The organism is Treponema bryantii NK4A124 (assembly GCF_000421345.1).
Lineage (GTDB): Bacteria > Spirochaetota > Spirochaetia > Treponematales > Treponemataceae > Treponema_D > Treponema_D bryantii_B.
This window is the reverse complement of sequence record NZ_ATWV01000004.1, coordinates 42,985-66,385: the sequence shown is the minus strand read 5'-3', so window position 1 is coordinate 66,385 and position 23,401 is coordinate 42,985. Positions and strand designations below refer to the sequence as shown.

The window sequence follows — 23,401 nt, the reverse complement described above, 5'->3', positions numbered from 1 at the left end:
AACCACTCTCAAAAAAAGAGGAATAATATGAAAAAAAGAAATAGTATTTTATTACTTTCGTTGGTATTTATAACATTTACTGCCTGCGCTAAATCAAAAAGCAGTACTGTTAAACCGGCTGAAGTTGAAGCTGCTAGACAAGCAGTATTAAACCCCGAAATAGAAAAGCTTAACCGTGTACTTGTTTCTATGAGCCCACGTTGTAAGGCTGCAATTTCTAACGGAGATGCGGAAGAGTTTCTTGCGGACTTAAAAAAAGTTCTGGCAACTCGTTCTGATTTTTCTAATGATGATTTGAGCCCATTTTTCTTAATTGATAAAACTCATAAAGTTAGTGCAGACTACGAACCAAAAGGGTTAATTCATCTTGAAAAAAATGATTTATACGCAATCAATAAAAATAATTTAAGCTTACGTCCCGAGGCTTTTAATGCCCTGCAGGTTCTGGCCACCGCAGCAAAAAAAGACGGCGTTACACTTACCGTCAGCTCTACCTACCGCTCCTATGACTATCAGAAAAATCTTTTTGATTACTGGGTAAGTGTAGACGGGCTCGAAGAAGCAGAACGCGAAAGTGCCCGCCCTGGTACGAGTCAGCATCAGCTTGGTATGGCACTGGACTTTGCTCCGGTAGACGATGCCTTTGACCAGACTCCGGGCGGAAAATGGGTTTATGAAAATGCCGCAAAATACGGCTGGTCTTTAAGCTTTCCAAAGGGCTACGAGGATGTTACCGGATACCGCTGGGAATGCTGGCATTTCCGCTATATCGGGGTAGAAGCCTGCAAGTTCCAGAAAAAGTGGTTCAGCGATGTCCAGCAGTTTATGATTGAGTTCATAAACTGCTGGCTCGAAACAAATTAAACGTGAATATTTGCAATCTGCTCAATAATTAAAGATGTGTCATCCTTAAGGTGCTTTGCGGCATCTTCTACAGCATGAGTTCCATCTTTCATCTGAGAAAGACTCTGTAAAAGCAGATTATTACCGGCATTCTGTTCATCCATAGAATTCTTTACCTGCAGCTCCTGGTCTTTTACCTGGCCTGCAAGGGAAACTACAGAATCAAATTCACTCTGAACCGTTCCTGCTTTAGAGTATGCATTATCAACCATCTGCTTGATGGTCTTAAGAACTTCACCAATCTGTTTAGCCTGACGACCAGAGTCTTCTGCAAGCTTACGAATTTCGTCTGCAACGACACTAAAGCCCGCACCGAATTCACCGGCATGGGCAGCTTCAATAGCGGCGTTCATGGCAAGTAAGTTTGTCTGACTTGAAATCTGACCAATTACCTTACTCATTTCAACCAGCTGCTTAGACTCTTTTTCAATCTCGCCGACCAGACCTGTTACTTCCTGCAGATTTGTTCGTCCGATGTTAGTTGCGTTTTCAAGCTCATTAACGATTGTAAAGTTATTATCAATAATCTTGTTTATTGAAGAAATACTCTTAAGCATCTGTTCAATTGCAGAAGAAGAATCAGAAACGTTATCACTCATTTTTTCTGTTACAACAGAAAGTGATGTAATGTTATTTTTTGCACCGTCAAGAAGAGAAATACTTTTGCCGGTAACCTTCTGAATTGCCTCATTAAGTTCAGCACTGTGGTCTTCGTTGAGCTTATCCATTACATAGTGGTGACAGTTACCAGGCTTGTTCTTTCCGTTGAAAATCGCAAGAGCCATTTGTTTGCAGGTTTTATAACCACAGGCGCCGCAGTTATAAATATCAGCGTCAGAATATTTTCCCATCTGATGTAAAATTTCCTGCTCCTGGGCCTTTGTAGGCAACTTCAAAAGGGTATGGAAAACTTCACTGCGGTCTGTATATGCACGGTCATAAATTCCTGGCTTCCAGAATTCATCAATTGTTTTATTCAGATTTTTGATTGCCTTCTTTTTCTTTCGGGTATCAAGGGTGTTCCATTTATTGCGGCGTTCTTCTGTACGCTTTTCTACATACATTTCAAGTTCATCGAGAGACATATGATGATTAACAGTTCCACCGCCGCGGTTACAACCCTTGTCGCAGTTTAAGCAGTCAACAAGTGTATAAATTGGTTTTCCGCCTGCAGAAAGGCTGTCATCAAGACCACCAAGATAATCAAAAACAAGAGGATTACCTTCGATTTTTCTGGTTATTCTTGAAACATTAGGAACAAAACGTTTTGCAGTTCTCATCAGTCCGCCTGGAGTTGAATAAAGAGTTCCACGTTCTGCAAGAGGATTATCAAAATCTGTTTTAGGGAATTTTGACAGGTTAATATTATGGGCTTCCATGTAATCAGAAAGAGATTTCATGGTAACGTTATAATCACCGCGTCCATTTTCATCAAATTCACGGCGCTTTGCATAACAAGGTGAAATAACGGCAATTTTATGTCTTGCATATTCCGGATGGAAGTGACGGATATATTCTACAGTGTGAGCCATAGGACTGTCGCCCTTTGCAAGATACTGAATAAGATTTGGTCTATAGGTTTCAATGAAAGTAACAAGAGCAGGGCAAGGCTGGGCTATCATTAAAAGAGGTTTCTCGTTAGAAAGCTGTTCTACATAAGATTTAGTAGTCAGTTCGGCACCAAAAGATACATCAAATACTGCTTTTACACCAATTGATTTAAGCCAGCCGTTTAATTCAAGATCCTGTCCTTTAAAGTTTACGGCAACTGCAGGAGCAACAATTGCAACTATCGGAGTTCCCTTGCTGAGTTCATCAAAGAATTGCTGAGAATCATCAATTCCGCTTCTCGCTCCATGTGTGCAAGCTTCAATACAGGCACCACAGCCAATGCATAAATCATGATTCAGGGTAACGTAGTCTCCAGAGCCATCATTACAAAGTTTTACCGGGCAGATATCAATACATTGGTGGCAGTTACAGCATTTATCCTTATCTACGTTGATAACAGGTGATAAATGTAGTTCATCAGGTATTCTGTTTTCCATACTTGCAAAATCTCTCCTTATTTGCACTTAATTTTTGATAAACAATTTTTTAAATTTTATAAAAGGTGATAGAAAAATATTATACCACGCTATATAGTATAAAAAAAGAAAAATATTGTAAAAAAAGTCTTTTTTCTGATATACTCGCAGCCATGGATAAATTTGATATTAAGCTGATTGCCCTTGATCTGGACGATACACTTTTAAACGATAACCGTGAAATTACAGACGGAACTGTAGCAGCTTTGCAGGAATGCGCAGAGCGCGGAATATATGTTGTACTTTGTTCAGGTCGTGCCGAAGATGCAATTCTTCCTTTTGTCCGCCGTCTTGAAATTGCAGGCAAAGAGGCCGGCCGCTTTTTGATTGCTATTAACGGCTGTTCAATTTTTGATTTGCATAAGCGTCAGCAGATATTCTGCCGTAAGGTTGAAGCTGATATTTTACTTCGTACAAATGAGATTGCAGAAGCTCGTGGTCTCCGAAGTGAAGTTTACACACCCGATACAATTTATTACCGCGAGGAAACCCAGTGGACAAAGCTCGATGTTGATTTGTGTGGACTCAAGGGAGCCGCCATTGAGAATTATGAAGAGTTCCTGAAAACCGGCTTTACAAAAATGCTGGTTCCGGGAGATCCTGCTCAGCTTTTAGATTTACAAAGAATACTTCGCGCAGAGTTCGGTGATCGTGCCGTAATCTTTACAAGCAAACCATACTTCCTTGAAATTCTTCCACCAAACTGTGGTAAGGGCGAGGCTGTCAGCTGGCTCGCAAATGAGTTGAAAATTCCGATGGAAGAGACAATGGGCTTCGGCGACAGCATGAACGACGAAAGTCTTATCCGCATGGCCGGCCACGGTGTTGCAATGTGCAATGGTCTGGAAGCAATAAAAAGCATTGCCCGCCATGTTACCGAGTACGACAATAACCATGATGGGGTAGGTGAGTTTATTAAGAAGTATGTGTTGTAGGTAGTGTGGTTAGTAATGCAGGTGGGTTCGATACACCCGCTGCGCGGGCACTCAACCACCAAGAGTACTTTTAATGCGGTGGTTGAGTAGGCCAGAGGCCGTATCGAAACCACAACGATGATCAACCCACGATGGTTGAGTAGGCACGGAGTGCCGTATCGAAACCACCTTTATTGCTGTAAAGTATATGTATGAGTTGCTGTAGATGTAGTAAGAGTTACACTCGAAGTATTAAAGTTATCTGTTAACCATGTTCTTGTGGTTTCATCATCTGTAGCTGATAATGTTATAATTAAATTATTTTCAGATCCAAGTTCCAATGAATAGTTTAATAGCAATTGACGTCCATTTTCCTGGTATTCCAGATTACTAGTAGCTTCTTTTGCATTAATTGTATTTGAAGTTATATTCGATATTCTAAAGCTTAGATTCTCTGAAGGGGAACTAATATTAATAGAACTCCATTCACCATAACCGTCAGGATTTATTTTAATATTAATAGAGTGATTATTTGAATTACCATAAAATTTTATTCCTTTGTGATAGGGTAAACGAGATGGTGCTGTTTTATAGTATTCAGTACGAAATTCGAAATTATTAGAACTATCGACTTTTGCTTTATAAACAGCTAGATTTTCAAACTGTGATTTATAATAATCTAATAGTCCCTGAATTTGCTGCTTGAATACAGTTTCACTGACTGCTTCTTCCCCATATTGTTCCATTTCATTTACATAATCTGAATATGAATAATTCCTATAGACGTCAACTAATTGACTATATGTACACCAGTTAGATGCCTCTCTGACGTGAGTCAGTTTTAAACTGAGTTCTTCACTATTTGCATTGTAGGTATATTGGTACTTTGTGCCTCCATTTGGATCTTCTGATGAAGTATCTGTGAGCTCTCCATTATTTCCAAAAGAATAGCTTCTTCCTTTACTAGATGAATAAGTTTTTCCCTTAAATGGATCCTCTCCCACGTTAGGTGGCAAAGTAGGTTCTGTATATGTTGTAGAATAAGTAAAAGTATTTGTGTCTGTACTTTCTGCTGGTTCGTCACTTGTATCTGAAGTGGTTGTTGTTTCTTCAGTTGCAGTTGGCTCCGACTTTTCTGGAGAAGATGAATTACTACAACCAAAAAACAGTGCAGCTGCTAAACTGAAGCCCAAAAGTGTTATTGAAATTTTTTTAATAATTTTCATAGCAAACCTCCAATAGTTATTTGTACTATTATGAAATACTATAAAAAAAAACAGTATTTTCAATACTTTGCGAAGCACAATAATTATTAGACAAATATACAAGCTCACAATCACCGTTTGTACTGTTAATCTGGAGTGGTAAGGCCTTTTGATGCGCAGCCATTTTTTTATGCACTTTTGTTCAAAAGTATTGTATAATTGCTACATGCCAGCACTATTAAATGAAAAAGAATATAGTTTTTTATTGAAAAACGCAAAAGCTCAGAAAGTCTGGTTTGATAGCGAAAATCTTTGGATTTTATTGATAGACGGAAGACAACTTTCTTTACCCCTTATTTTTTTTCCGCATCTTTTTACAGCAAAAGCTGAAGACCTTAATGAATATGAATTGAGTGGGGGTGGTTTAGGTATCCACTGGAATAAGCTTGATGAAGATTTATACGTTCCGAACCTTCTTATGGGTATTACAGACATTAATAGAAAGGGAAAATCTGCATAAAATACTAAGCAGGGTGGTTTCGATACACCGCTGTCGCGGCACTCAACCACCGGAAGTGCTTTGACGCGGTGGTTGAGTAGGCACGAAGTGCCGTATCGAAACCACTGCTGATTTACTTATTCTTTTTAAACTCTTTTTTACTAAATTCTTTTAGTGATTCAAATTTCATGTTTATTAAGGCTTGTCGCTTTTTATGACTCCAGCCTTGAACCTGTTTTTCACGAAGAAATGCATCCTTTATAATTAGACATTCTTCATAATATACAAGTTTGACAGGTAATCGATGCTTTGTATATTCGGCCCCCATTCCCTGTTTATGTTCCTCAATTCTTTTTGGAAGATCAGTGGTACTGCCAACATAGTAAGAATCATCCTTGCATTGAAGTATGTACATACATGGTTTCATATAGTCCTCCTGTATATAATATAGACTTAACTATGTTTTTTTAGGAAATGGGATTGAGAAATTTTGTATGATTTATGAAAAAAAATGGTGGTTTCGATACGACGCTTCGCGTCTACTCAACCACCGGAAGGCATTTATTTCTTGCTCATCAAGACTTCGTAGATTCTATCGAAGTCTTTTTTATTATCAAAACCGATTACAATCGAACCTTTGTTGATGTCGCCTTTGAGGCTGACGTCGCGGGTTCCAAAAATATTGCGCAATTCCTGCTCAAAGGCAAGAACATCAGGATCTTTTTTTGCAGCCTTCTTTTCTTCTTTTTTAGCTGCGGCACGTCCACCACCATTGTAGGTTTCTGCAAGTGCTTCTGCTTCACGAACGGAAAGTCCGCTTCCAAGAATCTTTGCAAACATAACGCGCATATCAGCGTCATTCTTTACCATAAGGAGAGCACGTGCATGACCAGAAGTAATCTGCCCATTAACAAGTGCATGCTGAATATCTTCAGGCAGCTTCAAAAGACGGATTGCATTTGCAACCGTAGCGCGGGCCTTGCCTACACGCTTAGCAACCTCTTCCTGATTAAGGTCGCCCATCTGAATAAGATTATAATATGCTGTAGCTTCTTCAATAGGATTTAAGTCGGCACGCTGAATATTTTCGATAAGTGCCATTTCCAGCTTCTGCTGCTCATCGAACTTTCGCAGCTGAACAGGAACCTTTGCAAGACCTGCCATGCGGGCTGCACGGGTACGGCGTTCACCGGCAATAATATAGAACTGACCGTCACCGGCATCTTCAATAATAATTGGCTGAAGAATTCCGTTTACTTTAATTGATTCACAAAGTTCATCCAGCTGTTTCTGATTAAACTCAATACGAGGCTGTTTTGGGTTCGGCTTAAGAAGGGCCGGGTCCAGCCACATAGAGCCGTCTTCTTTCATTTCGATGGCGGCAGGAATCTTTGTTCTTTTTAATGTAGTTGAATGTAGACCTCCAGCAGAAGCTGAGGCAGCGCCTGTTGAAACTGCAACTTCTTCCTGTGCGGCCGGATTTTCACCCAAGAGCGCACCAAGTCCTTTTCCTAATGCATTCTTAGCCACGACGAATCACCTCTTCTGCAAGCTTTGCGTAACTGCGTGCGCCAACACACTCAGGATCATATTTACAGATTGGAAGTCCGTGAGATGGAGCTTCTGAAAGACGAACGTTTCGAGGAATAATTGTATTGAAAACAACATCCTTAAAATATGATTTAACCTGCATTACAACGTCCTGTGCAAGGCGGGTGCGGGAATCATACATAGTAAAGAAAATACCACCGATTTTAAGATCCGGATTAATTCCCTTCTGAACCTTCTGAACTGTCTGAAGAAGAAGTGTAATACCTTCAAGAGCGAAATATTCACACTGCATTGGAACAAGAACTGAATCTGCAGCGGCAAGTCCGTTAAGTGTGAGAATGCCAAGAGACGGCGGACAGTCTATAAGGATATAATCATAAACAGCTTTAAGTGGTTCAAGTGCGTTTTTGAGGTAGAATTCGCGGTCTTCCTGGTCTGCAAGCTCAATAGCAACACCCGAAAGGTCAATAGATGCGCTGATTGCATCGAGGTTTTCTACAGAAGTTTTTTTGATTGCTTTGTCTGCTTCTACCTGACCGGCAAGCAGCTCGTAAATTGTAGGCTTATCCTTTGAAACACCTACACCGCTGGACATATTGCCCTGAGAGTCAAAATCTACAAGAAGAACCTTTTTTCCGGCAAGCGCAATATATGCGCCGATATTGATTGCGGAGGTGGTTTTACCTACACCACCTTTCTGATTTACAAAAACAATACACTTTCCCATATAAGAAAATGTATCATTTTTTGAAAAAATAGTATACTGTTAATCATTATGATTTTAAGCGTGACACTTTCAAAACCTGCCGGAGAAGTTGAAAAAAAGCTGGGACAGCCATATCAGAAAATCAAAATCCGCGCGGTGAATACAGCCGATGGGGCATCTTATGCGGCGGAGATGTTTACTAAGACTCAGGTTTTTCATCAGAAGTTTTCGGAGAGTGAGCTGGAGGAGTTTTTGAAAGAAAACTCCGGAGTTACTTTTAAAAACGTTGTTACGCGAACTGATACAGAAGAAATCACCCTGCTTACAAATAAAAAGGGAAAGACTACTGAGCTGCATAAAAAGCTGGCTGCTCCGGTGGTTGAGTGCGAGCAAAGCGAGCGTATCGAAACCACCAGAGTTAAGAAACTTAAAGCAGGTGGTTTCGATACGACCTGCGGTCTACTCAACCACCGTAAGAACTATCTTTTGCAGGAAGGAAGCCCCGTTCCCTTCCTCGTTCTACTCGGAATCATGAATGATGAAGGTAAGGTGATTTCTTCCCGCTACGACAAGTTCCGCCAGATAAACCGCTTTCTGGAATTTATTGATGATATTCTGCCGGAGTTTGCAGACAAGACCGCTGCAAGCCAGCCCCTTCGCATAGCAGACTTTGGCTGCGGAAAATCATACCTCACCTTTGCAGTACATTACTTCCTTACAGAAATCCGCCATATCAAATGCGAAATTGAAGGTCTGGACCTCAAGGAAGAGGTAATTAAATATTGTAATGATATGGCACAGAAACTGAATCTCAAGGGCCTTGTTTTTCACACAGGAAATATTGCAGATTATTCAGGCGCCCACAGCCCGGATATTGTAATCACCCTGCACGCCTGCGACACCGCAACAGACTATGCCCTCAAATACGCAGTAGAACGCGGTGCCCGGGCAATCTTAAGTGTTCCCTGCTGCCAGCACCAGATAAACACCCAGCTACAAACCCGCGGCAAAGCCGGTGGCGCCACAGGTCAGGTACCAGCAGATTTTGAACCTCTTCTAAAATGGGGAATCATCCGCGAAAAGTTCTCTTCTCTTGTAACAGACGCACTCCGCGGCGAATGGCTTGAGCAACAGGGCTACAAGGTTCAGATGCTTGAGTTTATTGATATGGAACACACTCCAAAGAATATTTTGATAAGGGCTGTAAAGAAAAATGGTGGTTTCGATACGGCTTCGCCTACTCAACCACCGTGTAAAACGGCTTCTTCGAAGCCTACTCAACCACCGTCACTTATGAGTTCTCTGGGGATAAAGCCGGAGATTTTCAAATAGTATCAGTGTGATAGTAGGAGTTACCGGTATACGGTACACACGGTGGTTTCGATACGGCACTTCGTGCCTACTCAACCACCAGATTTTTAATTGCAGCTGTGATTTCGATACGCTTCGCTACTCAACCACCGGTGATTGAGTAGGCCAAAGGCCGTATCGAAATCACATTCTAATTCAACCCCAAAAATGCCTTACAGCACTCATACATCTGGCTGATGTCTTCTTTGCTGGTGATTTCCCATGGGGCGTGCATGCTGAGGACTGCAACGCCGCCGTCGAGGACGTTCATGCCGTATTTTGCAGCGTGGTAGGCAATTGTTCCGCCGCCACCCTGGTCTACCTTTCCAAGCTCTGCCATCTGATATGTTACATTTGAGTCGTACATTGCGGCGCGGACCTTTGCAATAAACTCAGGGTTTGCATCGCTGGCACCAGACTTTCCGCGGCTGCCGGTATATTTCTGGAAGGTAACACCGCCACCCAAAAGGCTTGCATTTTCCTTATCATAAAGACCTGCGTTCATAGGATCATAGGCTGCATTTACATCGCTTGAAAGCATATATGAGTTTGAAAGACAGCGGCGCAGTGTAAGCTCGCTGTAGTTAGCCTCTGTAAGGGCAATGATTTCTGCAGTCATATTTTCTAAAAGATTGGAAGCCATACCAGTAGCACCAACACTGCCGATTTCTTCTTTATCTACACAGAGACAGCAGGTAGTGCGTTTACCGGCATGCATCTCAAGCATTGCGGCAACAGAAGAGTAAGCACATGAGCGGTCGTCCTGGCCGTAGCCAAGAATCATTGAGCGGTCCAGTCCCATGTCGCGGGCTTTTCCGGCAGGAACAATTTCCAGCTCTGCAGATTCAAAATCTTTTTCTTCAATTCCATACATTTCTTTTAAAAGAGCAAGTACAGTCTTCTTGCTCTTTTCTTTAAGTTCTTTCTTCTCTTCTTTTGTAAGATTTTCTGTATTGGCAGGTGAAACAGAGCCCATAATTACATCCAGGTCTTCACCCTTAATAAAATCGCTTGCCTTTTCCTTCATCTGATCCTGGGCAAGGTGAGGAAGAATATCAGAAATGCAGAAAACAGGCTCGTCGTTATTTTCACCGATTACTACGTTTACAGTTTTTCCGTCTTTCTTTACAACCACACCATGAATTGCCAGAGGAATAGTTGTCCACTGGTACTTTTTGATTCCGCCATAGTAGTGGGTGTTCATATAAGTTATGCAGTCTTTTTCGTAAAGAGGATTCTGCTTTGCGTCAAGGCGGGGAGAGTCTATGTGGGCGCAGAGAATGTTCATTCCTTTTTCGATTGGTTCAAAACCAATTTCAAAAAGTGCCACAGCCTTATTCATTTTAGTAATGTAAACCTTGTCGCCCGGGCTCAGTTTTTTGAATTTTGAAATATCCTTATAGCCTTTTTTACCGGCCATTTTGATAATCTGTTCAACGCATTCGCGCTCAGTTTTTCCGTTATTCAAAAAGTTTTTGTAATCGACGATAAGTTGTTCGTTCAAAGTGTCCTCCTTAAAATGTGGTTTCGATACGCTCGCTTTGCTCGCACTCAACCACCGGTGTTTATCGTATCAAATCCGCTTAAAGTTTACCAACAGATTTTCGCTCAATGATTCCGCACTGTACGAAATGCTGCTGGGGTTCAAAATTATCAGGATTATTAATCTGATTTAGAAGAAGCTCAGCCGCTTTGCGTCCAATATCAACAAGCGGAATTTCTACAGTTGTAAGAGCCGGCTTAAGATATTGAGATATTGTGCGGTTATCATAACCTGCTACAGAAATATCTTTTCCTGGTACCAGACCTTTTTCATCAAGATAATCATAAACGCCTGCTGCCATAAGATCATTGAAGCAGAAAACTGCAGTGCATTCATTATCAGCCAGAAGTTCTTTTGCAGCTTCGTAGCCAGACTCTCTGTCCCAGTTTGCATATTTTAAATGCCTGCTGTCTTCCAGCCCCTGTTCTTTAATTGCTTTTTTATAACCTTCAAGACGGCGCTGGGTATGGATATTTTTTTGAGTACCGGCAATTACCGCGATTTTTTTATGACCGTTTTTAATAAGATTTGTGGTCATGTCGCAGGCTGCCTGCATATCATCAAATTCTACAGAAGAAATACCTGGATTCTCTGTAAAAGCATAGGCAATAACAAGAGGAGCGTTTAAATTGTCGGGGATGCAGGAAATACATCTTGCATGGCCGGCAACATAAATAATTCCGTCAACCTTAATGGCTTCAAATTCATCTATAGCCTGCTGAACTGCATCTTCGTATCCCTTGTTGTGATACCACTTGGTTCCCCATTTAGAATAGAAACGAAGGTTTTCCAGGATAGCCTTGTAGTGATGTTCTTCAAAGTAAGACATGATTCCGTCAATAATTCCGGTAGAAGAGAATTCAGTGAGGTCATCAATAATAATGCCGACAGAATTTGTCTTAGAAGCACGGAGTCCCCTGGCCATATAATTTGGACGGTAACCGGTTTCCTTGATTACAGCCAAAACGCGTTCTTTTGTTTCCTGAGAGACGTTCGATTTTCCGTTAAGAATGTTTGAAACTGTAGTTATTGAAACGGAACACTTTTCCGCTATTTCTTTTAGTGTAACCATTAACCCATATTATAGCGTATAGTACTAAAGGTAGACAACTGCCATATTGTGCGATAAAATATTGGTATGAAAAAGAAACTTTCAGTCTTATTTTGTTTGCTGTTTAGCGCAGTCGTTTATGCACAATCTGCAGATGTTATTACTGAACTTCTGGACACAAAGCAGGCTTCATTTGGACAGATTTGTTATCTGGCTGCTGTTCAACAGAATTATGTTGATGAAAATGCTTCCTATGAGGATGCAGTTCAGGCCTTGTTTGAAAATAGAATAATTCCAAATTCAGAAGATCCTCAGGCTCCTATTCCTTTAGTAGATATAGCATATATTTATTCACGCTTATGGCCGATAGAAGGCGGACTGATGTTCCGGCTCACAAAAGGCTCTCCGCGCTACGCTTTTAAGCAGTTTCAGTCGGATGGTATTTTGAGCAGAAAGCAGGATCCTGCCGATTTTATTTCGGGCGCAAAGGCACTCAGTATTTATACCTCATGTGTAAAGAAATACAGCGGCTTTGATATAAAATCAGTTTCAATGGAGAGTGAAGAATGAAAAAGAAAATAATTTCTATAATCGTTACTACTGCTTCCATTCTTGCATCTGCAGCTGCTCTTTCCTGGGGTGGAATGATTGATGATAATACAAAGCTTGCTGCCAATAATGACTTTTCAGCAGTTGTGCTTAATCAATCTAATGGAATTTATCTGAATATTAATTCTAATTTAAATGAAGCTGCTACACTCAGATTTTCAGGAGAAGGTCTGTATAAGTATGAGCTTAACTGTAACTTTGATGCAGATGAAAGCAGCCTTACAAATATCCTTGATGTAGATTTGCTTAAACTTTCCGGCGACTGGACAATAGGGCAGGGACACCTTGGCCTGGCTCTGGGCCGTTTTAAGTTTTCTGATTTTTCCGGAGCAGTTTTTTCACAGCTTAGTGATGGCCTCTATCTTTCATATGACACACTCAAAATCAAAACTTCTCTTTATGCGGGTTATACAGGCTTGCTTAACAGACTTGATGTTTCGATGACAGAAAACGAGTATGAAGATGGAGATCAGCTTTATGCACTTTGTCCTAAGTATGTTCCTCTTCTTGCTGATTTTTCATATAAGAAACTTTTTGAATCACATACAATCGGCGGCCAGATTGCCGCATATATTCCTGTAACAGATGAGAATACTTTGAAGTTGTATGGAACTCTTATTGCAAACGGATACCTTGGCAGTAAAGCTTCTTATGATGCAAGATTTACTTTTGGAACAGAAAAGTTTGAAAGCCTTATGATGGATTTAATGCTTGATGCAAACTTCTATTTAAGATCTGATGTAAGACTTACAGCTGGTGCTGAATATGTTTCAGGTGACCAGGGAAGTATTAATCCCTTCCAGACTTTATCTTCAAGGTCATTTGGAAATGCGCCTTTTGTTAATGGCCTGATTGTTCCAAAGTTCGCAGTTCTCTATGCAGCAGGTAAAGTGTATGCCGGTGCAACTGAAAGAATGATTATCTGTATGATGGAAGATGAAACTGTGCTTGATGGTTTTGATACTACAATTAATGTCTTATATAATATCTTCAGCGATCTTCAGATTGGCCTTGATGCCGGGGCATATATCTGTAAGGAAAACAGCGAATTTACAAATTTCTATGCTACCTTAAAAGCTGTTCTGGCTTTCTAAAAGAGAAGGAGGAAGAATATGAGAAAAATGAAAACTTTATTACTTGCAGCTCTTTTTATAGTTTTGGGAACAAGTGCTTTTGCAGCAGATGCAACAGTAACTTTTGTAAGCGGAAAGGTAGAAGTTCAGCGTGACGGTAAATGGATTGCCCTTCAGAAAGGAGATACAGTATTACAATCAGAAACAATAAGCACAGGCTTTCAGTCTGAAGCTAAAATCAAAGTTCTTGAATCTGTAATGTATCTTGGACCTGTAACGAGAATCACTCTGGAAGAGCTTTCTTCAACAGAGCAGAATGATAATGTAAACGTATATCTTAAAACTGGTACAGCCCGTTCTCAGGTCAGACATATTGATAATAAACGTGTAAATTATCAGGTTCATACAGCAGTTGCGGTTGCTTCTTGTCGTGGTACCGGCTGGATTATGGACGATTCAAATACTGTTGAGGTTACTGAAAATACTGTTGAAGTAGGACTTTTTACACAGCCTGCAGGAGTACTTGTTCAGGAAAATCAGACAGTAACAGTCTCTGAGACAAGCTCTGTTTCACAGCCTATGAGTACAGTTGAAAAGTCTGCTACCGAAGTTATAAATACTGTAGCAACTACATCAGCAAAGGAAAGTGAAGGTGGTGCAGGTCTTGGCGGCGGAGTTGTTTCCGGCCGGTCTGGTGGAAATGTTGCAGCTGGTAATTCTGCTGATGCCGGGGATACCACAGCATCTGTAACAGTAATGATAGAAATTCCTGAAGAATGATAAATAATTGAGCGTAATAACAGTTAAAAATCTAAACTTTAAATATCCGCAGAGTAATAAGGCGGCCCTTTTTGATGTTTCTTTTGGCATTGAAAAGGGCTCTTATGTTGCTGTCGTTGGTTATAACGGATGCGGTAAAAGTACCCTTGCCCGGCTTCTCTGTGGTCTTGAAAAAGCTGATTCCGGTACTATAGAAATCAAAGAAAATAACAGAATAGGAATAGTTTTTCAGTCTCCTAAAGATCAGCTTGTAAGCGGGCTTGTTTCCCGGGATACAGCCTTTGGACCTCAGAATCTGGGCTTGTCCGAAAGTGAAGTAGAGCTTCGTGTTATTGAATCTTTGAACATTGTAGATATGCTGGACAGGGCGGGCTCTTCAACTTCGGCTTTATCTCTGGGGCAGACTCAGAAAATCGCCCTTAGCGGAGTTATAGCCCTGAGGCCGGAGATTTTGATTTTAGACGAAGCAGTTTCCATGCTGGATCCGGAATCCCGTTCAGAGATTTTAGATTTTATCCGCTACTGGCATAAATGCGGAAATACAATCATTCAGATTACTCATGATCTGGAAACTCTCAAAGATGCAGATACTGTTCTGGGTATGGAAGATGGACGGGTGTTTTTTTATGGAACACAAAAAGCTTTTCTGGAAAACAGGGAAAATATCCGCCGTATATGCGGAGAAGATTTGCCGAAAAATAAAAGAAACTTTCCGGTGGTTGAGTGTGACGCTCAGCGTCATGTATCGAAACCACCTTTAGAAACAAGCCTGAAAATTGAAAAGCTTACGTATGTTCATGATGTGGTTTCGAAACATCCTTCGGACTACTCAACCACCAGTGGACACGGCGTTTTTGATATTAATCTTGATTTTTACAAGGGAAGTCTTACGGCACTTACAGGACCTTCCGGGGCCGGTAAATCTACGCTTATGGAATTGTGTGCAGGACTTTTGATTCCTCAGAGTGGAGAAATAAAAGTCGCGGCCGGGGCTGGCTTGTCTGAAAAAAATAGCCGTCCGGTGCTTGCCCAGCAGAATGCACAGGCGGCTCTTTTTGAACCATTCGCCGCAGATGATGTTGCTTTTGGAGCCAGAAACCGGGGACTTAGCGGCAGCCAGCTGATAGAAAGAGTAAAGACTTGCATGAACCAAGCGGCTCTTCCTTTTGACCAGTTTGGAGAGCGGAGAACCTTTGAGCTTTCCGGCGGCGAGCAGAGAAGGCTTGCCATTGCAGGAATTCTTGCTCTGGATGCAGATGTGATTATGTTTGATGAGCCTACGGCAGGTCTGGATAGCAGCGCAAGACAAGAGGTGATGAAGCTTTTGCGCCGGCTTGCAGATGAAGGAAAGACGGTAATCTTTTCTACTCATAAACGAGACGAGGCAGACTATGCCGACCGTGAAATTGTAATTAAAAACGGAAGAGTTGAGAGTGATACTTTAGATCAGGTTGTTAAGAGCGACTCTACGGTGGTTGAGTGCGACGCGCAGCGTCGTGTATCGAAACCACCGAAACCACCGAAACCTGCATTATCAGAACTGCCTCCTTCTGATTCGGCAAGTCTTATTGCGGGCTTAAAAAAGTTGTCTCTGGGTTTGTCCCGTTCGCGCCGCAAGAAAATAGCCCCGGTAGAAAAACTGCCGCCTGCGCTCCGCATTCTTTTGTTCACAATTCTCTTTGTCTGCTCTCTGGCAATAAGACCACTCTGGCTTTGTGTGGCGGCTCTTTTTACAGGTCTGCTTTACTGTATACTATGTGGCTTTTCGCTTAAACGCCTGCTTATTGCAAGCCTTAAGATTCTTCCCTTCCTTTTATTTTTCAGTATCTTCCAGATGATTTTTCATCCGGCTTTACCAGATGAGGTTCGCTATACCAGCTGGAAATGGTTTATGGTAACGCCATCAAAATTGCTTTTCTGTCTGGCAGCAATTATCCGTACAGATGCAGCACTTGCCTTTATATCAGGATTTTTCGTATCTACTCCGGAATATGCTCTTATGGACGGACTTAATGTTTTACTTACTCCGCTCCGTCTCTGCAGACTGCCGGTCCGTTACTTAATTCTGGTAATTGAAATAATCTTCAGATTCATTCCGCTGCTTGTAGACGAGGCGGTTTCAATTTTAAAAACACAAACTATCCGCGGTGGCCTGGGCCAGGTAAAAGGAAAAATAGCTAAGATGAAGGCAGTGCTTCCTCTTATAGTTCCGCTTATAATCCAGTCTATAAAAAGGTCCGAGGCTCTTGCAGATGCAATTACAATGAGGTGCTTTAAATGACAAAGCAGATAAATGGTTTGAAAAATGATTTTAAGACCTGCCCTATGTGCGGCAGTAATAAAATAGAAAATCACGGAAACAGAAAATGGATCTGCCCTGAATGTGGCTTTGATCTTTATAACAATGTAGCGGCTGCAGTTGGAGTAGTAATCCGCGACCGCTATAATAACGTGCTTTTTGAGATTCGTGCCAAGCAGCCGAGAAAAGGTTATGCAGCCGTTCCGGGTGGTTTTGTAGATTTTGACGAAAGTGCAGAAGAAGCAGCAATCCGGGAATGCCGGGAAGAAATTGGTGTAGAAGTAAAGGAAGTAAAGTTTTTGTGTTCGGCTCCAAATACTTATGAGTATAAAAATATTGAATACAAAACCTGCGACATCTTTTTTACAGCAGAGCTGCCTCCTCAATTTGAAACAATCGATGATTTTATAAAATCTCTTAAAGCAGAAGAAAGCGAAGTTGCAGGCTTTGCTTCTTATAAAGTTGAAAGTCTGGAGGATATTGAAAAAATTCCACTCGCTTTTGAAAGCGCAAGATATACATTAAAAAAAATGATTTCAAAAGAATGATAAAAATGTCATTCTGAACTTGTTTCAGAATCTATGGAGGACTGATAATGAAATTAGATTTTATTTTCTTTGCAATTATTCCTTTTATTCTTATGGCAGTAATCTGCGTGGGTATGCCCTTCTGGAAAAATCATCTGATGAAGGAGGCTGGTGAAAAAAAACTTTCATTTGCAAAAAGAAAATCGAAGCTGCTCTTTATCGCAATTCCAACGGCCTACATTCTTCTGGTTCTTTCTATTGCAGTAGATTTTGGCAAAATGAATTTTGTAATTCCTTACTGTGCTGTTCTGGGGCTTTTTATCGCCTTAAAAGAAAGTACTCTACTGCCGGTAAACGGAGTTTATGAAAATATGATAATTAATGGTTCGGAGATAATCAGATTTTCAGAACTTACAGCTGTCTTAGAAGCAGACGGAAGTACGCCTGAAAATGTAGTTAAGCTTTCTACAAAGCATGGCCCTCGTCAGCTCCAGCTTGATAACTCAAACGAAGCTCAAGAGGTCCGCAGTATTTTGCTTTCTAAAGTTACTTCTTAAGATATTCAATTGTAAGGCAGGCTCTTGCCCGTGCGAGAGTCTGCTTTTCTTTTTCTATCTGGGCATTGCAGCGTTCTATTTTTACAGAAAGAACATCGCTTTCTGAACCGTAACCGGATTCATACATAAGCTGTTTCTGGTCAATTTTTGCTTCTGCCGATTCAATCTTCAAATCCTGATATTCAATTTTCATTGTGCAGGCCTGGGCCGCATTCCATTCGGAATTAAAGGTCTTGCTTATAGTTGAGCGTGCATCATTTTTGTTTATAGAGGCAGTTTCAACTTCACTCATTTTTCTGGAAATATCACGGATTTTTTTACCGCCATCCCAGATTGTGGTTTTCAGACCTATAGAAATATTTATTGAATAATCATCCTTACGGCGCCAGTTAGGTTCAAATAAAGGAAAGCGGGAACCTGAATAGCCGCCGCTCATCTGCAGGGCAAAGTCCGGCTTCCAGTTTTCATAGCCTCGTGAAATTTTTTCTGCGGTTCTGCTTACTTCTTCCAGCTGGGTGAGCATTTTCATGGAAGTTTGATTTCCGGAGAGAATCTGATTTTCAAGTTCATCAGGCTCTGAGTTCAGCAGAACATTAAAGTCTTCTTCAAGTGCAGGGACAAAGCTGTAATCTATTTCTTCAAATTTAAGTTCTGTAATTCCTGTAATTCTTTCAAGTTCCAGCAGCTGATCCTTGATGTTTTCAACCAAATCCTGTTTTGCAATTTCCAGTTCCTTTGCCTGAATTTTGGCATCAACAACATCCTGGTGAATTACCATTCCAGATTTTTCTGCATTTTCGCTTACTTCTACCATGCGGTTTGCATAATTTTCTTCTTCATCCAGAAGGGAAAGAATTCTGTTCATATAATAAAGGCTTAAGAGTCTGGTTTTTAATTCTGTTTCAAGCTGGTCCTGCTGCTGGGTAATCTGGTTAAGTTTAATCTGCGAAACCTGATTATAAAGTTTGATTGCATTCGTAATTTTTCCCCAGGTAAAAATCGGCTGGGTTATGTCGAGCTGCAGGTTGTAAAGGGTATTTTCCATGCCGTCATAAATTTTTATTCGCTGACCGCTGTTTCTAGGTTTTGTTCCATTCCATTGAATCGCATTGATTATATCATCTGAATTTACATACATTGCTCCAAGCGGAGGATTTACCATATAAGTTCCGCTGGCCTGCAGGTCTACGGTTGGACCAAGAGACCACCAGGCATCTTTTACATCTAAAAGACTGCGGCGGTATTCTTCCTGCAGCTTGAGCAGTTCCGGATGATTTTGTCTTGTTACAGAAAGGAGAGTGTCCAGTGTGTAAGCGGATGAAGTTTCTTCAGTCTGTGAGTTAGCCGAGACTAATATGGTTGAGAAAAGTGCAAATGTAAAAATCAGTTTTTTGATTTTCATTCGTAAAAATCCTTTTTGCTAGAGGGTAAAGTTGTAAGATGCGATGTCACTACGGAGAGTTTTCTGAGAAATGTCACTTCCGCTTGAAATAAATTTAACTTGAATTTCTTTATACTTTCCCGTGTAAGCAGCGTCATCAATATAAAAACCGCTGCCAAGACCGCTGAAATTACCGTGTGTTTGAGTTCCACTGGTGCCAATGGTCTGTGCATAAGTTGTTGTTTCTCCGCAATCAATTGTGAAATTGCCGGAAGAGTCACTTGCCTTCATAGACAGGATAACGCCATCATTTGTGCCATATGTTCCACTTACAGTCGGTACAGCCACTCTTGTAGCCTTTCCATAGAGCGAAATATTATAAGAAGTGTTCTGAATTGTTTTATTGATTCTAAAGTTGTCTGTCAGGAAGGCATAATCTCCGGCTGCTTCGTTATTTGCGCAGGCCTTCCAGGTAATTGTGTCGGCACTTTGAGAATAGGTAAGACTAACTTCAGGTGTGTTTTCTTTGCCTGCAGCTTTGTCATCAGCATTTTTCCATCGCGGGTAACTGATATTAATGCTTCCGTTTCCTGCGATTATCTGTTCATAAACCTTTGCAGGAGCGTCAATTGTATCTGTGTTCTGAGGAACAGATACCTTTACCAGCACATTGTTTGAAGTAAGATTTGAAGTTGCAACATCGTAAATACTAATGTTAAGGGCAGTTGTTTTTTTGATGGCTGTAAGTTCTGCATAAACGGTATCACTTGTACTGTCGGAGGTGATTACGGTCTGGTCTTTTGTAAGCCCGTAATTTTCATGATAGTACAAAAGATAAATAGTTGTGTAATCAGCATCCTTTCCGAAATCAGGACTGCTTTCTTTCCAGACAATATTGGAAATTACAAAGCTGCCCTCAGCGTCTGTAGAGGTGTGTCCGTAGTAAGAAGTTGATGGAGAAAAGACAGTGTTTTCCTGCCAGTCTTCAAAATCTGAATCACGATCACTTTCACTTGTATAAGCATAAATATCAACATTAGCAATTCCTCTTTTGGGAGATGATGTGCTTTCTGCATCAACAATAAGTCCGCCTGTTCCTCCATTGAATACGGAGTAGCAGCCTGTAAAGAAATTAAGAATTACTAAAAGTGACAATGTTGTGAAAAATGTTTTTTTCATTTTAGACCTCTCTTTTCAGAAATATAGTAGATAACTGGAATTAAAATCAATGTAATAAGGGTGGAAGTTAGAAGTCCGCCCGCAATTGCCTGACCCATTGAAGCATAAAGCTCTGAACCTTCTCCCTTTGCTACGGCCATTGGAATATCGCCAAGCAGGGTAGTAAGGGTAGTAATCAAAATAGGTTTGATACGGCTTGCGGCTCCATCGAGAACAGAAGTTCTTAAGAGTTCTTCTTCCTGCTCCGGAGTAAGCGCAATTTCCCATTCGCCGTCGCGGTTTTGAGTTCCCTTTGTCTTTGCAATAACCTGACGTCGTTGTACTCTCAGCTGATTAATATAATCTACCAGAATAATTCCGTTGTTTACAACAACACCCGCAAGCGAAATCAAACCAAGAAGGGAGAGCAGGTTGAGAGTTGAACCGAACATCAAAAGTCCAGCAACAACACCAATAAAACAGAAAGGAATTGTTACCATAATCAAAAGCGGCTGCTTAAATCTTTCAAACTGAATAACCATAACGGTGTAAACCAGAAAGACAGCAATAAGGAGAGCAGAAATCATAGGAGTAATCATGTCGCCGATAAGGGCCATAATACCACCGGCCTTAGATTTTACTCCGTTAGGCAGAGGATTATTTGCAATAAACTGATTTACACGCTGTGAGACACCGCTTGTGTCTTCGCTAACCAGAGATGCAGTAATCGTAATTTTTTTTGCCCGGTCTGAATGGTTAATCTGCGAAATAGATTTTTCCACACGGATATCAGAAAGATTTGCAAAAGAAACATTCTGCCCATTCTGAGTAACTATGTGCAGATTAGAAATATCATCTGCAGTAATGTTTTTATCTGTAATATTCGAAGTGATTTTCAGGTCGTAGCGTTTTCCGCTTTCCAGATCCTTGTAGCGGCCGCAGTCCATTCCCTGAAAGAGAATGGCAGAAGTAATTCCTGCCTCATAACTTGTAATACCAAGAGAGCTCAGATATTCCTGGCTCATATCAATAATCATAGTGCTTGTATCAAAGTCGGTATCGAGCTTGGCTGTTACAACCTCGGGATCTGTCTCCAGAAAATCTTTAATACGGCTGGCCGTCTCATAAAGCACATTCAAGTCCTCCGAAATCAAAGTGATTCCGTAGCCACCGCCGTCAGAAACATAACCTACGAGTTTATCAAAACCACCATTCTGCACAGAAACCTTTGAGTCTGGAAGAACGGCAGACCAGACCTCCTGCACCTGCAGCATAATGTCGTGAACATCCCGCTTTCGTTCTGCAACCGGTACAAGTACCACGTGGGTGTAGCTGTAGTGAGGAGTAGAAACAGAAGAGAAGTTAGAAGAATCTCCCTGGCCTTCATAAATTACTACATTATCAATTTCAGGAACATATCTGTAAAGCAGGTCCTGGGCAATAAGCATTTTTTCGTGAGTCTGCTCTTTTTGGGTTCCCATAGGGAATTCTGTAGAAATATAAAAATCACCAGAATCTGTTGAAGGAATAAAGGCAATGCCAAGACGCAGGGCAATAAAGCCGGAGAATACTAAAAGGAAAACTGCAACGAGAACTACAAAGCCACGGTTGTTGAGGGCAATAACAAGTACCTTGCGGTAAATGCGTTCGAACTTGTCCATGGCACGGTCGAACTTTCGTGGTTTGCCCCGAATCTTTGGCCCCTTTTCAGAAAGAAAGAGTTTTAAGAGATATGGAACAATAACAACCGCAACAAGGAAAGAAGAGAAAATCGCAAGAATGATTGTAACGGCAACGGCGTGAAGTACGCTTCCAATCAGTCCGCCCAGCATTGCAATCGGAATAAATACAACGATGGTTGTTGCGGCACTGGCCAGAATAGAAGCAGAAACTTCGTCCCAGCCCTTGTAGATACTCTGGGTAACTGTGTATTCCATTTCGCCGGTTTCCTGGTCGCGGCGTTTGTAATAGCGGTAAATCTGATCCAGCATAACCGTGGAGCCATCAACTACCATACCAAGAGAAATAACCAGACCTGAAAGAGTCATAAGGTTGAGGGAAATATCCAGAATGCGAAGTCCAATCAGACTGAACAAAATACAAAGAGGAATTGAAAGACTGATTGTAAGGGTTGCGCGCCAGTCTGCCATAAAAAGCAGAATTACAAGAACAGCAAAAACTACACCGAGAATACCGCTTTGAATTACGGCCTTAAGAGAAGCATAAACCTGACGGCTGTCGTCACTGATGATATGAAATTTAACTGCACCGTTTGTATTTCTTTCGCAGTCGGCAATTGCCTTCTTAACTTTCTTTAAGATTTTTACCGTATCTCCGTCGAGTCGCTTTGTTACGTTTACAATTGTAAGTGGAACGCGGCCGTCAGAAACTGTTATGTTTTGTTCAGGGTAGGAGAGACTAACATCTGCTACATCACTAAGGCGGATTATTGTAGAACCGTCTGCTACTCCAACCGGAAGATTTCTTACATCATTAAGAGAATTAAAACCACCGGCATAGCGAACCTGAATTGCCCTGTCCTGATAACTTGCACTACCAAGCGGCAGGGTAACATTGCCGTAATTCAAAACCTGATAAACTGTAGAAACTGCAATTCCTTTTGAAGTAAGGGCATCTACATCCAGCTTTATGTTTACGGCAAGCTCTTTTCCGCCGTCTATCGAAACCTGTGAAACACCATCAATCTGGGTAAGAAGAGGTGTAAGCTCGTCCTGAAGGTACTGGGTAAGGCGGGCAGAATCCTGACCGGAGCTGGCAGAAAAGCTGATGATTGGAACCATAGACATTCCGCCGACGAGGGCACGAGGCTCTCCGGAAATTCCGTCTGGCAGCTGTTCTACGAGTTCAGAAATTCTATTGCGCAGCTCTGTAAGCTGATCGTAAGGATCGTAGCCATCCGCATAGGTAATTAAAATCCAGCTGAGGGAATTTGAAGAAGTTGAATCTATTGCCTTAAAGTGGGGCAGGGTAACAAAAGAATCCTCGAGAACCTTGGTAATATCATTTTCAACATCTTCTGCACTTGCACCCGGATATACTGTATAAACAATTGCCTGAGGCATGGAAATATCTTCCATGAATTCTGTACGCATGCCGCTCAGCGAATAAAAACCAAAAGCGGCGAGTACAATAAGAAGCATTGTGATGATTACAGGATGTTTTACCGAAAACTCAGAAACCTTCATTT

General features: G+C 41.3%; 20 protein-coding genes. 10 read left to right on the top strand and 10 right to left on the bottom strand.

From position 1 onward, the window contains the following. Positions 1-27 precede the first annotated feature (27 nt). Positions 28-864, top strand: coding sequence for a M15 family metallopeptidase (locus G626_RS15455; RefSeq protein WP_022931680.1), 837 nt, complete (start codon positions 28-30; stop codon positions 862-864). Here the strand turns inward: G626_RS15455 and G626_RS0104935 are convergent. Then, positions 861-2,951: a [Fe-Fe] hydrogenase large subunit C-terminal domain-containing protein gene (locus G626_RS0104935; protein WP_022931679.1), complete on the bottom strand. Its 2,091-nt coding sequence runs from the start codon at positions 2,949-2,951 to the stop codon at positions 861-863. The two genes, G626_RS15455 and G626_RS0104935, sit on opposite strands and share 4 nt — an antisense overlap. Before the next feature lie 152 nt (positions 2,952-3,103). Between G626_RS0104935 and G626_RS0104930 the strand changes: the two genes are divergently transcribed. Beyond that, the gene (locus tag G626_RS0104930; protein ID WP_022931678.1) at positions 3,104-3,925 is read left to right on the top strand and encodes a Cof-type HAD-IIB family hydrolase; all 822 of its coding nucleotides are present in this window, start codon (positions 3,104-3,106) and stop codon (positions 3,923-3,925) included. A 170-nt stretch (positions 3,926-4,095) separates the two neighbouring features. On the opposite strand, the gene G626_RS0104925 is transcribed toward G626_RS0104930, so the two are convergent. Then, the gene (locus tag G626_RS0104925) at positions 4,096-5,130 is read right to left on the bottom strand and encodes a hypothetical protein (RefSeq protein ID WP_022931677.1); all 1,035 of its coding nucleotides are present in this window, start codon (positions 5,128-5,130) and stop codon (positions 4,096-4,098) included. A 205-nt stretch (positions 5,131-5,335) separates the two neighbouring features. Between G626_RS0104925 and G626_RS0104920 the strand changes: the two genes are divergently transcribed. Beyond that, on the top strand, positions 5,336-5,629 hold the full coding sequence (locus tag G626_RS0104920; RefSeq protein ID WP_051142201.1) for a DUF2442 domain-containing protein: 294 nt from the start codon (positions 5,336-5,338) through the stop codon (positions 5,627-5,629). 112 nt (positions 5,630-5,741) lie between these two features. Here the strand turns inward: G626_RS0104920 and G626_RS0104915 are convergent, their stop codons facing one another. The 3 genes from G626_RS0104915 to G626_RS0104905 form a co-directional block, all read right to left on the bottom strand. Then, positions 5,742-6,035, bottom strand: a complete 294-nt coding sequence (locus G626_RS0104915) for a GIY-YIG nuclease family protein (RefSeq protein WP_022931675.1) — start codon at positions 6,033-6,035, stop codon at positions 5,742-5,744. 134 nt (positions 6,036-6,169) lie between these two features. Next, a complete protein-coding gene (locus G626_RS0104910) occupies positions 6,170-7,138 on the bottom strand; it encodes a ParB/RepB/Spo0J family partition protein (protein WP_022931674.1) in 969 nt (322 codons plus the stop codon). Beyond that, the gene (locus tag G626_RS0104905) at positions 7,131-7,886 is read right to left on the bottom strand and encodes a ParA family protein (protein WP_022931673.1); all 756 of its coding nucleotides are present in this window, start codon (positions 7,884-7,886) and stop codon (positions 7,131-7,133) included. The genes G626_RS0104910 and G626_RS0104905 overlap by 8 nt, the downstream gene beginning before the upstream one ends. 48 nt (positions 7,887-7,934) lie before the next feature. Between G626_RS0104905 and G626_RS0104900 the strand changes: the two genes are divergently transcribed. Next, on the top strand, positions 7,935-9,197 hold the full coding sequence (locus G626_RS0104900; RefSeq protein WP_022931672.1) for a class I SAM-dependent methyltransferase: 1,263 nt from the start codon (positions 7,935-7,937) through the stop codon (positions 9,195-9,197). Between the two features lie 169 nt (positions 9,198-9,366). Here the strand turns inward: G626_RS0104900 and G626_RS0104895 are convergent, their stop codons facing one another. Both G626_RS0104895 and G626_RS0104890 read right to left on the bottom strand, forming a co-directional pair. Then, positions 9,367-10,719, bottom strand: a complete 1,353-nt coding sequence (locus tag G626_RS0104895) for an aminopeptidase (RefSeq protein ID WP_022931671.1) — start codon at positions 10,717-10,719, stop codon at positions 9,367-9,369. Between the two features lie 79 nt (positions 10,720-10,798). Next, on the bottom strand, positions 10,799-11,830 hold the full coding sequence (locus tag G626_RS0104890) for a LacI family DNA-binding transcriptional regulator (protein WP_022931670.1): 1,032 nt from the start codon (positions 11,828-11,830) through the stop codon (positions 10,799-10,801). Positions 11,831-11,896: 66 nt separating this feature from the next. On the opposite strand from G626_RS0104890, the gene G626_RS0104885 reads away from it, so the two are divergent. From G626_RS0104885 to G626_RS0104860, 6 genes are read left to right on the top strand one after another with little or no spacing between them, the layout of a single operon-like run. Then, complete coding sequence (locus G626_RS0104885) at positions 11,897-12,379, top strand: hypothetical protein (RefSeq protein ID WP_022931669.1); 483 nt, start codon at positions 11,897-11,899, stop codon at positions 12,377-12,379. Next, complete coding sequence (locus tag G626_RS0104880; RefSeq protein WP_022931668.1) at positions 12,376-13,512, top strand: hypothetical protein; 1,137 nt, start codon at positions 12,376-12,378, stop codon at positions 13,510-13,512. Before G626_RS0104885 ends, G626_RS0104880 begins: the two co-directional genes overlap by 4 nt. A gap of 18 nt (positions 13,513-13,530) precedes the next feature. After that, positions 13,531-14,271, top strand: coding sequence for a FecR family protein (locus G626_RS0104875; protein ID WP_022931667.1), 741 nt, complete (start codon positions 13,531-13,533; stop codon positions 14,269-14,271). A 7-nt stretch (positions 14,272-14,278) separates the two neighbouring features. Continuing rightward, positions 14,279-16,552: an energy-coupling factor transporter ATPase gene (locus G626_RS0104870; RefSeq protein ID WP_022931666.1), complete on the top strand. Its 2,274-nt coding sequence runs from the start codon at positions 14,279-14,281 to the stop codon at positions 16,550-16,552. Further along, on the top strand, positions 16,549-17,118 hold the full coding sequence (locus G626_RS0104865) for an NUDIX hydrolase (protein WP_022931665.1): 570 nt from the start codon (positions 16,549-16,551) through the stop codon (positions 17,116-17,118). The genes G626_RS0104870 and G626_RS0104865 overlap by 4 nt, the downstream gene beginning before the upstream one ends. A gap of 47 nt (positions 17,119-17,165) precedes the next feature. Beyond that, entirely contained in the window at positions 17,166-17,654 is a 489-nt protein-coding gene (locus tag G626_RS0104860) for a hypothetical protein (protein ID WP_022931664.1), read from the top strand. Here G626_RS0104860 and G626_RS0104855 read toward each other — a convergent pair. The 3 genes from G626_RS0104855 to G626_RS0104845 are packed head-to-tail and all read right to left on the bottom strand — an operon-like array spanning position 17,644 to position 23,399. Then, entirely contained in the window at positions 17,644-19,056 is a 1,413-nt protein-coding gene (locus G626_RS0104855) for a TolC family protein (RefSeq protein ID WP_022931663.1), read from the bottom strand. The genes G626_RS0104860 and G626_RS0104855 overlap by 11 nt on opposite strands. Before the next feature lie 18 nt (positions 19,057-19,074). Beyond that, on the bottom strand, positions 19,075-20,214 hold the full coding sequence (locus G626_RS0104850) for a hypothetical protein (protein WP_022931662.1): 1,140 nt from the start codon (positions 20,212-20,214) through the stop codon (positions 19,075-19,077). Then, positions 20,211-23,399 (bottom strand): efflux RND transporter permease subunit, encoded by a 3,189-nt coding sequence (locus G626_RS0104845; protein ID WP_022931661.1) that lies wholly within the window; start codon positions 23,397-23,399, stop codon positions 20,211-20,213. Before G626_RS0104845 ends, G626_RS0104850 begins: the two co-directional genes overlap by 4 nt. Between the last annotated feature and the right edge of the window lie 2 nt (positions 23,400-23,401).

Excerpts from the sequence above, each read along its gene's own strand:
- G626_RS0104915 (WP_022931675.1), bottom strand. The coding sequence starts at position 6,035 with ATGAAACCATGTATGTACATACTTCAATGCAAGGATGATTCTTACTAT.
- G626_RS15455 (WP_022931680.1), top strand. The coding sequence starts at position 28 with ATGAAAAAAAGAAATAGTATTTTATTACTTTCGTTGGTATTTATAACA.
- G626_RS0104875 (WP_022931667.1), top strand. The coding sequence starts at position 13,531 with ATGAGAAAAATGAAAACTTTATTACTTGCAGCTCTTTTTATAGTTTTG.
- G626_RS0104865 (WP_022931665.1), top strand. The coding sequence starts at position 16,549 with ATGACAAAGCAGATAAATGGTTTGAAAAATGATTTTAAGACCTGCCCT.
- G626_RS0104905 (WP_022931673.1), bottom strand. The coding sequence starts at position 7,886 with ATGGGAAAGTGTATTGTTTTTGTAAATCAGAAAGGTGGTGTAGGTAAA.
- G626_RS0104935 (WP_022931679.1), bottom strand. The coding sequence starts at position 2,951 with ATGGAAAACAGAATACCTGATGAACTACATTTATCACCTGTTATCAAC.
- G626_RS0104925 (WP_022931677.1), bottom strand. The coding sequence starts at position 5,130 with ATGAAAATTATTAAAAAAATTTCAATAACACTTTTGGGCTTCAGTTTA.
- G626_RS0104890 (WP_022931670.1), bottom strand. The coding sequence starts at position 11,830 with ATGGTTACACTAAAAGAAATAGCGGAAAAGTGTTCCGTTTCAATAACT.
- G626_RS0104860 (WP_022931664.1), top strand. The coding sequence starts at position 17,166 with ATGAAATTAGATTTTATTTTCTTTGCAATTATTCCTTTTATTCTTATG.
- G626_RS0104900 (WP_022931672.1), top strand. The coding sequence starts at position 7,935 with ATGATTTTAAGCGTGACACTTTCAAAACCTGCCGGAGAAGTTGAAAAA.
- G626_RS0104885 (WP_022931669.1), top strand. The coding sequence starts at position 11,897 with ATGAAAAAGAAACTTTCAGTCTTATTTTGTTTGCTGTTTAGCGCAGTC.
- G626_RS0104880 (WP_022931668.1), top strand. The coding sequence starts at position 12,376 with ATGAAAAAGAAAATAATTTCTATAATCGTTACTACTGCTTCCATTCTT.
- G626_RS0104845 (WP_022931661.1), bottom strand. The coding sequence starts at position 23,399 with ATGAAGGTTTCTGAGTTTTCGGTAAAACATCCTGTAATCATCACAATG.
- G626_RS0104855 (WP_022931663.1), bottom strand. The coding sequence starts at position 19,056 with ATGAAAATCAAAAAACTGATTTTTACATTTGCACTTTTCTCAACCATA.
- G626_RS0104850 (WP_022931662.1), bottom strand. The coding sequence starts at position 20,214 with ATGAAAAAAACATTTTTCACAACATTGTCACTTTTAGTAATTCTTAAT.
- G626_RS0104930 (WP_022931678.1), top strand. The coding sequence starts at position 3,104 with ATGGATAAATTTGATATTAAGCTGATTGCCCTTGATCTGGACGATACA.
- G626_RS0104920 (WP_051142201.1), top strand. The coding sequence starts at position 5,336 with ATGCCAGCACTATTAAATGAAAAAGAATATAGTTTTTTATTGAAAAAC.